General features: G+C 60.1%; 10 protein-coding genes. 4 read left to right on the top strand and 6 right to left on the bottom strand.

Going from position 1 to position 12,987, the window contains the following annotated elements; translation table 11 throughout:
* The first annotated feature begins 30 nt into the window (after nucleotides 1-30).
* Nucleotides 31-3,213: an efflux RND transporter permease subunit gene (locus tag FHP24_RS00140; RefSeq protein ID WP_139671176.1), complete on the top strand. Its 3,183-nt coding sequence runs from the start codon at nucleotides 31-33 to the stop codon at nucleotides 3,211-3,213.
* 48 nt (nucleotides 3,214-3,261) lie between these two features.
* Here FHP24_RS00140 and FHP24_RS00135 read toward each other — a convergent pair whose 3' ends face one another.
* Entirely contained in the window at nucleotides 3,262-4,032 is a 771-nt protein-coding gene (locus FHP24_RS00135; RefSeq protein ID WP_139671173.1) for an SDR family NAD(P)-dependent oxidoreductase, read from the bottom strand.
* Between the two features lie 192 nt (nucleotides 4,033-4,224).
* Here FHP24_RS00135 and FHP24_RS00130 point away from each other — a divergent pair, with 192 nt between their 5' ends.
* A complete protein-coding gene (locus tag FHP24_RS00130; RefSeq protein ID WP_139676044.1) occupies nucleotides 4,225-4,839 on the top strand; it encodes an HAD-IA family hydrolase in 615 nt (204 codons plus the stop codon).
* 6 nt (nucleotides 4,840-4,845) lie between these two features.
* Here the strand turns inward: FHP24_RS00130 and FHP24_RS00125 are convergent, their stop codons facing one another.
* Complete coding sequence (locus tag FHP24_RS00125) at nucleotides 4,846-6,216, bottom strand: APC family permease (RefSeq protein ID WP_139671170.1); 1,371 nt, start codon at nucleotides 6,214-6,216, stop codon at nucleotides 4,846-4,848.
* A 197-nt stretch (nucleotides 6,217-6,413) separates the two neighbouring features.
* Between FHP24_RS00125 and FHP24_RS00120 the strand changes: the two genes are divergently transcribed.
* Nucleotides 6,414-7,058 (top strand): class I SAM-dependent methyltransferase, encoded by a 645-nt coding sequence (locus FHP24_RS00120; RefSeq protein ID WP_139671167.1) that lies wholly within the window; start codon nucleotides 6,414-6,416, stop codon nucleotides 7,056-7,058.
* Here FHP24_RS00120 and FHP24_RS00115 read toward each other — a convergent pair.
* The 4 genes from FHP24_RS00115 to FHP24_RS00100 all read right to left on the bottom strand — a co-directional run bounded on the left by FHP24_RS00115 (nucleotide 7,039) and on the right by FHP24_RS00100 (nucleotide 11,469).
* Nucleotides 7,039-7,479 carry a YqaA family protein gene (locus FHP24_RS00115; protein ID WP_139671164.1) on the bottom strand — a complete coding sequence of 147 codons (441 nt, stop codon included), beginning with the start codon at nucleotides 7,477-7,479 and terminating at the stop codon, nucleotides 7,039-7,041. The two genes, FHP24_RS00120 and FHP24_RS00115, sit on opposite strands and share 20 nt — an antisense overlap.
* Nucleotides 7,480-7,564: 85 nt before the next feature.
* On the bottom strand, nucleotides 7,565-10,093 hold the full coding sequence (gene secD / locus FHP24_RS00110; RefSeq protein WP_139671161.1) for a protein translocase subunit SecD: 2,529 nt from the start codon (nucleotides 10,091-10,093) through the stop codon (nucleotides 7,565-7,567).
* A 79-nt stretch (nucleotides 10,094-10,172) separates the two neighbouring features.
* Nucleotides 10,173-10,577: a hypothetical protein gene (locus FHP24_RS00105; protein WP_139671159.1), complete on the bottom strand. Its 405-nt coding sequence runs from the start codon at nucleotides 10,575-10,577 to the stop codon at nucleotides 10,173-10,175.
* 214 nt (nucleotides 10,578-10,791) lie between these two features.
* Nucleotides 10,792-11,469: an alpha/beta hydrolase gene (locus FHP24_RS00100; RefSeq protein WP_139671157.1), complete on the bottom strand. Its 678-nt coding sequence runs from the start codon at nucleotides 11,467-11,469 to the stop codon at nucleotides 10,792-10,794.
* Between the two features lie 237 nt (nucleotides 11,470-11,706).
* Between FHP24_RS00100 and FHP24_RS00095 the strand changes: the two genes are divergently transcribed.
* Nucleotides 11,707-12,873: a cysteine desulfurase family protein gene (locus FHP24_RS00095; RefSeq protein ID WP_139671154.1), complete on the top strand. Its 1,167-nt coding sequence runs from the start codon at nucleotides 11,707-11,709 to the stop codon at nucleotides 12,871-12,873.
* The last annotated feature ends 114 nt before the right edge of the window (nucleotides 12,874-12,987 follow it).

The raw sequence follows: 12,987 nt of genomic DNA, 5'->3' as shown, positions 1-12,987 counted from the left end.
GGACATCGCCCAGGAGAGAGGGCTCTACACATGAACATTTCCCGCTTCTTTATCGACCGACCGGTGTTTGCCGGGGTCCTGTCCGTCCTCATCGTCGTTGCCGGCCTGCTGGGGCTGCGTGCGCTGCCGATCTCGGAATATCCGAACGTTGTGCCGCCATCCGTGGTGGTGAAGGCGACCTATCCCGGCGCCAACCCCAAGGTCATCGCCGAAACCGTTGCAACGCCGCTTGAAGAGCAGATCAACGGCGTCGAGGACATGCTCTACATGTCCAGTCAGGCGACGTCCGACGGCGTTATGACGCTGACAGTGACGTTCAAGCTCGGCACCGACCCCGACAAGGCGCAACAACTGGTGCAGAACCGTGTCAGCCAGGCGGAACCCCGCCTGCCGACGGAAGTGCGCGCACTCGGCATCACGACGGTGAAAAGCTCGCCCGACTTCATCATGGTGGTCAATCTTGTCTCTGACAGCGACCGTTATGATCTGACCTATCTGCGCAACTATGCGACGCTCAACATCAAGGACCGTCTGGCCCGTATCGAAGGCGTCGGCCAGGTGCAGATTTTTGGCGCCGGCGATTATTCGATGCGCATCTGGATCGATCCGCAGAAGGCGGCAGCCCTGTCGCTGGCCGCCAGCGATATCACCGATGCGATCCGCGGCCAGAACGTGCAGGCGGCAGCCGGCATCATCGGCGCATCGCCATCGCTCAAGGGCGTCGACCTGCAATTGAACGTCAACGCGCAAGGCCGCCTGACGACACCTGAAGAGTTCGGCAATATCATCGTCAAGACAGGCGCCAACGGTGAAATCACCCGCCTGCGCGACGTTGCCCGTATCGAACTCGGCGCTGCCGACTATACGCTGCGTTCGCTTCTCGACGGCCAGCCGGCCGTGGCGATCCCGGTGCTGCAGGCTCCCGGTTCGAATGCGATCGAGATTGCCGACCAGGTTCGCTCCACCATGGACGAGCTGCAGAAGGCGATGCCGGAAGGCGTCAAATACGAGATCGTCTATGACACGACCAAGTTCGTGCGCTCGTCGATCGAGAAGGTGCTCGATACGCTTCTCGAAGCCATTGCGCTGGTCGTTCTCGTCGTCATCATCTTCCTGCAGACCTGGCGTGCCTCGATCATTCCGCTGATCGCGGTTCCGGTCTCGGTCATCGGCACGTTTGCGGTCATGTACGCCTTCGGCTTCTCGATCAACGCGCTGACCTTGTTCGGCCTCGTGCTGGCGATCGGTATCGTGGTCGACGATGCGATCGTGGTGGTGGAGAATGTCGAGCGAAACATCGAGAACGGGCTTTCTCCGCGTGATGCCACCTACAAGGCGATGCGCGAAGTCTCCGGTCCTATCGTGGCGATTGCGCTCGTGCTCGTCGCGGTCTTCGTACCGCTGGCCTTCATTACCGGCCTGTCCGGCCAGTTCTATCGCCAGTTCGCACTGACCATCGCCATCTCGACGGTTATCTCGGCGATCAACTCGCTGACGCTGTCGCCGGCTCTGGCGGCCCTTCTCTTGAAGGATCATCATGCGCCGAAGGATTGGCTGACGCGGGGAATGGACAAGGCGTTCGGCTGGTTCTTCCGTGGCTTCAACCGTGGCTTTGGTGCCGCCGCAAACGGCTACGGTCGCAGCGTCGGTGGGCTCCTGTCCCGCAAGAGCATCGTCATGGTAATCTATCTGGCACTGGTCGGCGCCACCTACGGCATGTTCAATGCGGTGCCGGGCGGTTTCGTCCCGGCGCAGGACAAGCAGTATCTGATCGGCTTTGCACAGCTTCCCGACGGCGCGACACTCGACCGGACGGAAGACGTGATCAAGCGGATGAGCGACATCGCCATGGAACAGCCGGGCGTCGAACATGCGATCGCCTTCCCGGGCCTGTCGATCAATGGTTTCACCATCGGCTCGAACTCGGGCATCGTGTTTGCCGTGCTTGACGACTTCGACAAGCGTACGACGCCGGAACTTTCGGGCGGTGCCATAGCCATGGCGCTGAACCAGAAGTTCGCCGGTATCCAGGATGCGTTCATCGCCATGTTCCCGCCGCCACCGGTCAACGGTCTCGGCACGACGGGTGGCTTCAAATTGCAGATCGAGGATCGGGCCGGCTACGGCTACGAGGCCCTCGACGAAGCAACCAAGGCCGTAATGGCCAAGGCGGCCCAGGCTCCGGAACTGACGGGCGTATTCTCCAGCTTCCAGATCAACGTGCCGCAGCTTTATGCCGATCTGGACCGCGCACGTGCGGAACAGCTTGGGGTTTCGGTCACCGACGTGTTCGAGACGCTGCAGATCTATCTCGGTTCGCTCTATGTGAACGACTTCAACGCCTTCGGCCGCACCTACAGCGTCCGTGTCCAGGCGGATGCGCAATATCGCGCCAAGGCCGAGGATATCGGCCAGCTGAAGGTTCGTTCGCAGTCTGGCGAGATGATCCCTCTTTCGGCGCTCCTGAAGGTCGATGCATCGGCAGGACCTGAACGGACGACCCGTTACAACGGCTTCCTTTCGGCGGATATCAACGGCGCTCCGGCACCGGGCTATTCGTCGGGACAGGCGGAGGCCGCGATCACCAAGATCCTGGCCGAGACGCTGCCTTCGGGTATCGACTTCGAGTGGACGGACCTGACCTACCAGCAGATCCTTGCGGGCAATTCAAGCATCATCGTCTTCCCGCTGGCGCTGCTGCTCGTCTACCTCGTGCTTGCTGCCCAGTATGAAAGCCTGACACTGCCGATCGCGATCGTCCTGATCGTACCTATGGGCGTGTTGGCGGCAATGACCGGCGTCTGGCTGACGGGAGGCGACAACAACATCTTCACCCAGATAGGGCTGGTGGTGTTGGTGGGGCTATCGGCGAAAAATGCCATCCTGATCGTCGAGTTCGCCCGTGAACTCGAACTTGCCGGACGCAAGCCGCTCGCAGCGGCCGTGGAGGCTAGCCGATTGCGCCTGCGTCCGATCCTGATGACGTCGATGGCGTTCATCATGGGTGTCGTGCCGCTGGTGATCTCCACCGGTGCGGGTGCCGAAATGCGCGCCGCCATGGGTATTGCCGTCTTCTCCGGCATGATCGGCGTCACCTTCTTCGGCATCTTCATGACGCCCGTCTTCTACGTGCTGGCTCGGCTTCTGACGGGTAACCGTCCGCTGCGCCATCACGATACCGAGGTTGCACCTGCTGTCTCCCCGGCAGAGTAAGGTGCACGGCCGCGCGGACATCTCTCTCCGTCCGCGCGGCATTTTATTTCAGAGCGCTCCGCCATCGATGACCAGCGTCTGAGCCGTCATCGCAGCGGACGCATCCGAAGCCAGGAAGAGGCAGGGGCCGACGAGGTCGGTGGTGTAAAGAGTGCGTTTCAGGCACTGCCGACCGATCATCGCGGCGATGCTTTCATCCGTCAGCCACAGGCGTTTCTGTCTTTCGGTGATGATCATTCCCGGCAGGATCGCGTTCACCCGGATGCCGTCAGGACCAAGCTTTCCGGCCAGTCCCTTCGTCAGGCCGATGATGCCGGCTTTTGCTGTGGTGTAACTCGGATAATCCCCCATATTGAGCAGATATGAGATCGACGAGAAATTGACGATCGACCCTCCACCCGCCTGCTTCAGATAGGGAACGGCTGCCTGGGAAACGAAGAACATCTGCTTCAGGTTGATTGCCTGGCTTTTGTCCCAGTAGGCTTCCGTTACATCCTCAAGTCCATGCCTGTCATCCCATCCGGCATTGTTGACCAGTACGGATAACGAGCCGAGCTGCTCCGCAGCCTGGCGGACAGCCGCCTGGGTTTTGTCAACGCTGGAGAGATCCGCCCGGATGAATAGAGGCTCGTGGACGGCACCCTTTGCCAACTGCGCGACAAGCGCGCGACTCGACTCTTCGGCGATATCGATGAAGGCGACCTTCGCACCTTGTTTCACGAACCCTTCGACGAGTGCTGCACCGATTCCGGATCCGCCGCCGGTGACAAGGATGCCACGGCCTTCGAGGTCCGGATGTCTTACGGATGGATGTGTCAAATTTTCCTCCTGTTTCGATCCCGCGGCAAATGTATCGTGCCGGCAGAAAAAATCACCTGAAGGTTTGCGCCTGTCATCCCCGCGGGATAGTCATGACTTACTCACCGCTCGCCAATCAATTCGATAGGAATTCCATTGTCTTCTGAAAATCCCGTCCTGCCATCGCGTGACTATGCCGCTTTCCTGTTCGATATGGATGGCACGATCCTGAGCTCGACAGCCGCCGCAGAGCGTGTCTGGGGCAAATGGGCGGAAGGAATGGGGCTCGATGTGGAGAAATTCCTGCCGACGATGCATGGCCGTCGCGGCATCGATACCATTACCGATCTCAACCTGCCCGGTGTCGATCCGACAGTCGAAGCGGAAAAAATCCTGCGGGGCGAGATCGATGATGTGGAAGGGGTCGTCCCACTTGGCGGCGCAGCGGAATTCCTGAAGAAACTGCCTGTCGAGCGCTGGGCGATCGTTACATCGTCGCCGCTGGAACTTGCCAAGGCGAGGCTTGCCGCAGCCGGTATTCCGGTGCCGAAATATCTCGTATCGGCGGAAGACGTCACCATCGGCAAACCAAACCCGCAGGGCTACCGTCTCGGTGCCGAACGCCTCGGTTTCAGCCCGAATGACGTCCTGGTGTTTGAAGACGTACCGGCGGGCATTCAGGCAGGCGAGTCGGCCGGGGCGGAGGTCATGGTCATCACTGCCACCCACAGCCACCCGGTCGAAGGCGGACAATATCGTATCGCCGATTACAGAGCCGTCGCCCCGCATGTTGCGGACGACGGCCGTCTTTCGATCAAGCTTAGATAACCCTGCTCACGCCGACTGGTTGGCGGTGCGCATGAACTGCACCGTGGCAAGCCAAAGCACCGCGCCCAGTACCAGCAGGCAACCGGCGATCACGTATTGCACGGGATCGCGTCCGGTCCATGGGCCGGCCAGAAAGGCGCAGGTGATTGCGCCCAGCATCGGCAGGATTGTCGGGGCACGGAAGTGCTTGTGGTCAACCTTGTCTTTCCGCAGGACCAGCACCGCCACGTTGACGATAGCGAAGACGCAGAGCAGCAGCAGCGCCGTTGTGCCGCCGAGTTCCTTCACGCCGCCGGCGAACAGGATCAGCGCCACCGCCAGCAGCGAGGTGAAGATGATCGCCACGTATGGGGTGCGGCGTGAGGCGTGAACCTTGCCCAGAGCCAGGGGCAGCACGCCTTCGCGGCTCATGCCGTAGAGCAGGCGGCTTGCCATCATCATGTTGATGAGAGCAGAGTTTGCTACTGCGAACATGGTGATGACAGCGAAAATGCCGATCGGGAAACCGGGAGCGCCGGCCTGAATGACCTTCAGGAGCGGCGTATCGCCTTCACCGAGTTCAGCGGCCGGGACCAGTGTGATGGCGGAGATCGCGACGAGGATGTAGATCACGCCGGTGATCGCAAGTCCGCCGAGCAAAACCTTGGGAAATATCTTGCTCGGTTTCTTGCATTCCTCAGCCATGTTGACGGAGTCTTCGAAGCCGACCATGGCGAAAAAGGCGAGGGTGGTTGCGGCAACCACCGGCCAGAACGAACCGCCGCCTTCAGGGGCCGAGAACGTCCATGCGCGCGACACGTCACCCTGCCCACCGGCGATCGCCCAAAGACCAATGCCGATGATCATCAACAGGCCGGTCAGTTCGACGACGGTCAGAACAACGTTCATCTTGACGCTCTCGCCGACGCCCCGGAAATTGATCGCAGCAACGAGGGCGATAAAGCCGACGGCGATCAGCGGTACGCCAAAAGCGCCGAGATCCAGCCCGAGAGAGGTCGAGAAATTGGCGGCAAAGGCGCGTGACGCTGTCGCCGCTGAGGTGATGCCCGAGGACATGACTGCGAAGGCGACCAGAAACGTCACGAAGTGGATGCCGAAAGCCTTGTGGGTGTAGAGTGCGGCGCCGGCTGCTCTCGGATATTTCGTGACCAGTTCGAGATAGCTGCAGGCCGTCAGCAGAGCGACGATGAAGGCAACGAGAAACGGTAGCCAGACGACGCCTCCGACTTCGGCAGCCACCTGTCCGGTCAGCGCATAGATGCCGGTACCCAGAATATCGCCGACGATGAAGAGAAGCAGCAAGCCGGGTCCCATGACCCGCTTCAGCTCGCCTTCGCGTTCTTCTCCCGCGCCAACCGGTTCGACCTTGCTTTGCATCGTCGGCTTCCTCCGCATGTGTCAATTTCGAACGCTTTAATGGCTGCAGCCCGCGCATTGTTCCATCGGCCATCATTTCGCAACAATTTGCGACGGTCATTGCGCTCACAAGCTGGACTCACCACTTGTGACGCGCGAGCCCCTGGACGGAGATGTTGTCGATGCGCTGGTTACGTTCTCACTGCCGAAGCGCCACAATGGCCGAAGGTTCGGATGTCATCGTGGCCGACGCCGGATTTGCGGACGCGCAGCTTTCCGATATCTGGCACTTTCTGCGCTCCTGGATAAGCAATCCCTTGCGTGTCGGAGCGGTAGCCGCATCGGGAGAAACACTTGCCCGTTTGATGACGCAGGAAATCGATGCCTCTGCCGGGCCGGTCATCGAGCTTGGACCAGGTACCGGTGTTTTCACCCGTTCGCTACTGGCCCGCGGTGTTGCGGAAAATGACCTGACACTCATCGAATATGGCGACGAATTTCTGCCTAGGCTGAAGCGACGTTTTCCGACTGCCCGTGTGCTGCAGATGGATGCAGCAAGACTTCGCAAGGCGCGACTTTTCGATGAGCCTTCCGCCGGTGCGGCGGTCAGCGGCCTGCCGTTGCTTTCGATGTCGCCCCGAAAACAGACGGCGATCCTGGCGGGCGTGTTCACCTACCTGCGACCCGGCGCATCGCTTTATCAGTTCACCTATGGCCCGCGCTGCCCCGTACCACGTCGGATTCTCGACAGGTTGGGGCTGAAGGCGGTGCGTGTCGGCGGCACGGTGCGCAATATTCCGCCGGCAGCGGTTTATCGAATTTCCAGGCGTCGGCCTTTCGACTTCAGCTCAGGTGCAGAGTAACCCAGGCCAGCACACAATAACGTGCCGCCTTGCCGATGAAGACCAGAACAAGGAAGGTGGGTAGCGGTTCGCGCAAGACACCTGCTACAACCGTCAGCGCATCGCCGCCGATCGGCAGCCAGCTGAACAGAAGCGACCATTTTCCGTATCGCCTGTACCAGCGCTGCGCCTTTTCAAGCTGTGCGGGTTTGACCGGAAACCAGCGCCGGTCCTTGAACCGCTCCACGCCACGACCCAGAATCCAATTCACTGCGCCGCCCAGAGTATTGCCGACGGACGCCGTCAGCAGCAGCGCCACGATGGAATAGTCGCCGGTCAGGATGAGGCCCACGAGGATCGCTTCCGACTGCAGCGGGAGGATCGTCGCGGCAATAAGGGCAGCGGAGAAAAGCCCCGCATAGGCGGCCAGGTCGAAAGCCATGAAGTCAGGCACCCTTGCAGCGAAAGTAAAAAAGAAAAAGGGGCGGATTTCGATCCGCCCCTTGGTAATTCTGCATGCGCCCGGATCAGGCCTTGCTGATGCCCTTGGTGTCTTCCGTAACCTCTTCAGCCGGCTTCTGCGCCCGGTGACGGGTGCGCCAGTCGCCGAGGAAGAGCAGGATCGGGGCTGCGATGAAGACCGACGAAAGTGCCGCTACGGCAATACCGAAGACCATCGGGATGGCGAAGCTCGACACGGCGCTGCCGCCCCAGATCGCCATCGGCAACATGCACAGGAACGCGGTCGCAGACGTGTAGAGGCTTCGAGCAAGCGTCTCGTTGATCGACAGGTCGATCAGTTCGCGCAGCGGCATCTTCTTGTAGATACGCATGTTTTCGCGCATGCGGTCGTAGACCACGACCTTGTCGTTCACCGAGTAACCGACAAGCGTCAGCACGGCGGCGATGGCTGTGAGGTTGAAGTCAAGCCCGGTAATCGCGAAAAAGCCGACGGTCTTTGTGATGTCGAGGACCAGGGTGACGATCGCGCCAACCGCGAACGGCCATTCGAAGCGCACCCAGATGTAGATCATCATCGCGATCGAGGCGAGGAAGAGCGACAGGAAGCCTGCAACGGCAAGCTCGCCCGAAACCTTCGGCCCGACGACTTCGGTCCGTTCCACCTTGGCGGTCGGATCGATCTTGGAGACTTCTGCCTTCAGTTTTTCGACGGCGACGGTCTGTGCTTGTTCACCACCTTCTTGACGCTCGACACGAACGAGGACGCGGTTATGCGCACCGAATTCCTGCAAGCCAACTTCGCCGAATCCAAGTTCGCTGAGACCGGAACGGAAGGCAGCAAGATCGGCTTCGTTCTGGGTCACGACTTCCATCTGGATGCCGCCACGGAAATCGACGCCGTAGTTCAGGCCAGGCTTGAAGAACAGGAAGATCGAGGCAATCGAAAGAACGACAGAAACGCCAATGCCGACGAAGCGGCCACGCATGAAGCGAATCTTCGTTCCGTCCGGAACCAGATTGATCGGCAGAAGCGGCTTGATTTCGATCTTCTTCAGCTTGCGGCGGGCGGTGATGGCGATCATGGCGACGCGCACGACCGAAACGGCGGTGAACATCGAGATCATGATGCCGAGGCCCATGGTGACGGCAAAGCCACGCACCGGACCGGAGCCGAACCAGAACAGAAGCACGGTGGCGATAAGGGCGGTGACGTTGGAGTCGACGATGGTCGAATAGGCGCGGGCAAAGCCCGCATCGATCGCTGCAAAGGCGCTCTTGCCCTTGCGGGTTTCTTCCTTGATGCGCTCGTTGATCAGAACGTTGGCGTCAACCGCGAGGCCGATACCGAGCACGACACCGGCGATGCCGGGCAGTGTCAGCGTCGATCCGATTAGCGTCAGCCCAGCGAAGGTCAGGATGACGTTGATGAGCAGCGCGGTGTTGGCGAGAATGCCCCAGAAGCCATAGAGGAAGAACATAAAGCCGACGACGAGCACGAAGCCGAGAAAGCCGGTGAAAATGCCCATTTCGATGGCATCGGAACCAAGATCGGCGCCGACGGTACGTTCTTCGATAACGGTAAGCTTGGCAGGGAGCGAGCCTGCGCGCAGCAGGGCTGCGAGAGTCGTCGTTTCCTGAGGCGTGAAACTGCCGGAAATCTGGCCGGAACCGCCGGTGATCGGCGTCTGGATGACCGGTGCACTCAGAACCTTGTTATCGAGTACGATGGCAAACGGACGACCGACATTGGCGGTGGTGATCTGCGCGAAACGGGTCGCACCGGCGCTGTCGAAACGGAAGGACACGATCGGCTGCTGCGTCTGCTGCTCGAAGGCGGCGCGTGCATCGGTCAGGCGATCGCCGGAAAGCTCGACGCGGTCGAGAACCGGATATTGCTGGCCACGCTCGTCGGCAATCATGGTGACGCCCGGTTCGCCCGGGTTGCCGAGAAGGTGGAAGCTCATCTTGGCGGTCGAGCCGAGAAGCTGGCGCAGGCGCGACGGATCCTGCTCGCCCGGAAGCTGAACGAGAACACGATCGGAGCCGACGCGCTGGATCGTCGGTTCGGCAACGCCAACCTGGTCGACGCGCTGACGGATGATTTCAAGGCTCTGCTCGACGGCCGCGGTGATGTGGGAGTTGATCCCGGCTTCCGTCTGGGCGATCGAAATCGAGTTCTCGCTCGGGGTGGTGATCGAAAGATCCGAGCTGCCGACCGAACCGAGACCGACAGGGTTCGACAACGTCTGCAGTTCGGTGACCGCCTGATCGCGCTGGGCGGGATCGCGCAGCGTGACGAGGATCGCATCACCGGCGCGGCGGATGGCCGAGGTGTTGATGTTCTTGTCGCGCAGAACGCGACGTGTATCCAGCGTCAGGCTCTGGATGCGCTCGTTGATCAGATCGGCGCGATCGACTTCGAGCACAAGATGCGATCCGCCACGAAGGTCGAGACCAAGCGCGACGCGGCTATGGGGAAGCCAAGAGGGCATACGGTCCAGTGTGGACTGCGGGATGACATTCGGCAGCGCCACCAGAATGCCGATGATGATGATGAAGATATAACTTCCCACCAACCACGGAGAATTTCTCATTGTTCAGATCCTGTTTGGCCCGGACCGATCAGCGGTCGGCATGGCCGTCAATTTTAAAGCCGTGAGGCGAATACCTTGATCAGGCCGCGACCGGTGGCGCGCGGGGCAGGGCACCCGGCCAGTCCTTGCCGACAAACAGAGCGTTCTTATGACCCTGTGCGTGAGCGGCAGTGTAGACATTTGCAGGCAGAGCGAAAAACTGCGGCGCAGGAAGGCCATCGTCGGTAGAGACATGACTGCCCGTACTATCCTTGCGATCGACAACCGAGACAGCGCGCAGCGGATCGCGTTTGGTCAGTGCCGGGGAGCGGTCCGAGCGATCATCGATCGGTCGTGCCGATGCCGCGACGTCGGTGTTGCGCGGAGAGCCGGCGAGAACACCGAAGAGGGCAATCAGGAACGCGGCGGCGAGTACAGGCAGGCGCGCAAGATCACTCCTGGCGCATTGACCATTCTTCCGATTTCGCAGCGGAAAAACCGCCATCCGCACCTGCTCCGGGTAATAAAGCGTAACGCGATCCTTCGAATCCGCTCGTTGCGCTCTAATCTTCGTTTTAGCATGTCGTCATCGAAAAAGCTGCTTCACAGTTTTTCGCAGCATGCTTTAGAGATTCGGAATTTTCTCCGAAGGAGGCCGCCTTCTAAAGGACGACTCCTTTGCGGTCAACAAATCGGGCTTCCATGGAGGCCCGATGCCGCTAGCGGATACGCTTGGCTGCCGGTTCCGGCACCAGTTCGCCGTTCAGGCGACGGTCGAGATAATCCTCGCACTCGCCCATCAGCGTATCGACCTGACCGTTGAAGAAGTGATTGGCTCCCTCAAGGATCTTGTGGGTGATCAGGATACCCTTCTGGGTCTTCAGCTTCTCGACGAGGACGTTGACGTCCTTTTCCGGCGCAACCTTGTCAGAATCACCATTGATGATGAGGCCGGACGACGGGCAGGGCGCGAGGAACGAGAAGTCGTAAATGTTCGGCTGCGGCGCGATCGACATGAAACCTTCGATTTCCGGGCGGCGCATCAGAAGCTGCATGCCGATCCAGGCACCGAAGGAATAGCCGGCGACCCAACAGCTTTTCGAATCAGGATGCAGACTCTGCACCCAGTCGAGTGCCGAAGCGGCATCCGACAATTCGCCGGCGCCATGGTCGAATTCGCCCTGGCTGCGGCCGATCGAGCGGAAATTGAAGCGCAGCGTCGTAAAACCGCGCTTCTGAAACATGTAGAAGAGCTGGTAGACGATCTGATTGTTCATCGTGCCACCGAACTGGGGGTGCGGATGCAGGATGATCGCGATCGGCGCACTCTTTTCCTTGGAGGGCTGGTAACGTCCTTCCAGGCGGCCGGCAGGGCCGTTGAAAATCACTTCGGGCATTGGTACTCCGGTCAATCGTGTTTGGTTCGAACTTACACATCCGGTCGAGTTTGACTTGACGAACGCGCTCAGCTTTTCTAGAACTCAGTTTAGAACCATTCGAAACTTGGGCCTGCGACAGCAATGCCCGTTGCGAAGTCTCATAAGGCAAGCGCAGTTGAGATTTCAACTAAAATGAGGATTTCACGCCCTGCGTGAAGTTAAAACTGGCAAAGAACAGGGAAGCGCAGGCAAACGATGGCGTTGCAGCGAACATATCTCGACTGGAATGCGACGGCTCCGTTGTCGGAAGCCGCACGTCTTGCGATGGTCGAGGCCTTCTCTTTGCCCGGAAATGCATCCTCCGTTCATGCCGAGGGCAGGGCAGCCCGCGCCGCAGTCGAAAAGGCAAGGCGTCAGGTGGCGACGCTCGTTGGTGCAGATCCCGCACATGTGACCTTCACCAGTGGCGCAACCGAAGCCTCCAACCATGTTCTTTCACCGGACTACCGGATGGGGCGTGCGCCGGTCTCGATCTCGCACCTTTACGCATCAGCCATCGAACATCCGGCAATCCGCGAAGGCGGACGCTTTGTCGCAGAGCAGATTACGGAAGTGCCGGTGACACCGGCCGGTATCGTGGACCTTGCGGCTCTCGAGGCGCTTCTGGCAAAACACGATCCGGCATCCGGCTTGCCGATGGTGGCGGTCATGCTCGTCAATAACGAGACGGGCATCGTTCAGCCAGTCGCCGAAGTCGCAGCGCTTGCTCACAAATACCGTGGCCTGATGGTGGTTGATGCGGTTCAGGCCGCCGGGCGCTTGTCGCTTGATATCAACACACTGGACGCCGATTTCCTGATCATCTCCTCGCACAAGATCGGTGGCCCGAAAGGTGTTGGCGCGCTGATCTCCCGCGGAGAGGTGTTGATGCCGAAACCGCTCATTCGTGGCGGCGGGCAGGAAAAAGGTCACCGGTCGGGGACGGAAAATTTTCACGCCATCATCGGCTTCGGCGCGGCGGCTCAAGTAATGTCCGAGGATCTGGAGAGCCGCAACGCCCTGATCGGCGCGTTTCGCGACAGGCTGGAGCAGGCCATGATCCAGGCGGCTCCTGATATGGTCATTCATGGCGTGACCGGGGCTCGTGTTGCCAATACCAGCTTCTTCACCCTGCCGGGGATGAAAGCGGAAACAGGGCAGATTGCCTTCGATCTCGAAGGCATTGCGCTTTCGGCGGGATCGGCCTGCTCGTCCGGCAAGGTGGGGCAAAGTCACGTCCTGACGGCGATGGGTCTTGATACGGATGTCGGAGGCTTGCGTATTTCGCTCGGCCCGGAAACGACTGAAATCGACATGGAGAGGGCGATCGCAGCCTTCGAGAAGATTGCCCGTCGCCGCAAGGTGTCGGGACAGGCCGCATAAGCGGCTTTCAGAATTGGCGGAAAAGCAATTTTCTGCTTGCCAAAAGGTGGGAAAATCGCCTTTTGGCCCTTACATGGGGGAGGCATTGTTTTCCCCGCAAGACTGACGGAATTG

The sequence above is a fragment of the Aliirhizobium smilacinae genome (assembly GCF_006335145.1).
In the GTDB taxonomy this organism is placed as follows: Bacteria; Pseudomonadota; Alphaproteobacteria; order Rhizobiales; family Rhizobiaceae; genus Neorhizobium; species Neorhizobium smilacinae.
Note: the sequence above shows the minus strand (reverse complement) of the source record. Positions and strands in the feature narration are given on the sequence as shown.